The organism is Rhizobacter sp. P2_H2, from assembly GCF_056403375.1.
In genome coordinates this window covers 1-1,687 of sequence record NZ_JBFUFP010001135.1, presented here as the reverse complement: position 1 = coordinate 1,687, position 1,687 = coordinate 1, and the positions used below count along the sequence as shown (strand labels likewise).

At 69.0% G+C, this 1,687-nt stretch carries 1 protein-coding gene and 1 pseudogene; both read left to right on the top strand.

The features are described 5' to 3' along the window. A pseudogene (locus AC1D15_RS30855) lies at positions 1-988 on the top strand (glycine dehydrogenase (aminomethyl-transferring)); the annotation flags it as partial. Between the two features lie 21 nt (positions 989-1,009). After that, positions 1,010-1,687: serine dehydratase beta chain (locus tag AC1D15_RS30850; protein WP_477829032.1), on the top strand; the 678-nt coding region annotated here is incomplete at its 3' end.

Sequence of the window (1,687 nt, the reverse complement as noted above, 5' to 3'; positions counted from 1 at the left end):
GGCCAAGTGCGARCAGCACAGCGCSAACCTCGCCTGCGTGATGATCACCTACCCGTCGACCTACGGCGTGTTCGAGACCCGCGTGAAGGAGCTGTGCGCGCTGGTGCACCAGCACGGCGGCCGCGTCTACGTGGACGGCGCCAACATGAACGCGCTGGTCGGCATCGCCGCACCGGGCGAGTTCGGTGGCGACGTGAGCCACCTGAACCTGCACAAGACCTTCTGCATCCCGCACGGCGGCGGCGGGCCGGGCGTCGGCCCGGTGTGCGTCGCGGCCGACCTGGTGCCGTTCCTGCCGGCGCACCGCGCGGCCGGCATCGGCACCGACTCTCAAGTGGGCGCCGTCTCGGCGGCGCCGCTCGGCAACGCGGCGGTGCTGCCGATCAGCTGGATGTACGTGCGCATGATGGGTTCGGAAGGCCTGCAGGCCGCGACCGAGACGGCGATCCTCAGCGCGAACTACGTGGCCGCGCGCCTGGCCGACCACTACGACATCCACTACAGCGGCAACATCGCCGGCGTGAAGGGGGGTGGCGTGGCGCACGAGTGCATCCTCGACCTGCGCCCGCTGAAGGAGACCTCGGGCGTGAGTGCGGAGGATGTCGCGAAACGCCTGATCGACTACGGCTTCCATGCGCCGACGCTGAGTTTCCCGGTGGCCGGCACGCTGATGGTGGAGCCGACCGAGAGCGAACCGCTGGTCGAGCTGGACCGCTTCTGCGACGCGATGATCGCGATCCGCGCGGAGATCCGCAAGGTCGAGCAGGGGCAGTGGCCGCAGGACGACAACCCGCTGAAGGCCGCGCCGCACACCACCGGCGCGCTGATGAAGACGGAGTGGCCGCACGCGTATTCGCGCGAGGAAGCGGCCTTCCCGGTCAAGAGCCTGAAGAAGCAGAAGTACTGGTCGCCGGTCGGGCGCGTCGACAACGTCTACGGCGACCGGAACCTCTTCTGCAGCTGCCCCCCGCTGTCCGACTACAGCTGATCTCCACCTGAAGGACGCCCCATGGCCGTATCGGTCTTCGACCTGTTCAAGATCGGCATCGGCCCGTCGAGTTCGCACACGGTGGGGCCGATGCGCGCGGCGCGGCTGTTCGCGCTGCGCCTGCAGCACGACGGCCTGCTGCCGCGCGTGGCACGCGTGCTGGCCGAGCTGTACGGCTCGCTCGGCGCGACCGGCAAGGGGCACGGCAGCGACAAGGCGGTGCTGCTCGGGCTCGCGGGGCATGAGCCGGACCGTGTCGATCCGGATGCGATTCCGGCGCACCTCGAGGTCATCCGCACCGGCAAGCAGCTGAAGCTGCTGGGCGAGCACGCGATCGCGTTCAACGAGAAGACCGACCTGGTCTTCTTCCGCCGGCAGACGCTGCCGTTCCATGCGAACGGCATGCGCTTCGTCGCGTACGACGCCGACGGCACCGAAATCGCGGCGCGCACCTATTACTCGGTGGGCGGCGGCTTTGTCGTCAGCGAAGAGCTGGCAGCCGACGGCAGCAAGCAGAAGGTGCTGGCGCCGGACACCACGGTGCTGCCGCTGCCCTTCCATTCGGGCGCCGACCTGCTGACGATCGCCGCGCGCGAGCGCTGCAGCATCGCGCAGATCATGCGGCGCAACGAGCAGCATTGGCGCAGCGATGCCGAGATCGATGCCGGGCTGCTGCACATCTGGCAGGTGATGCAGGAT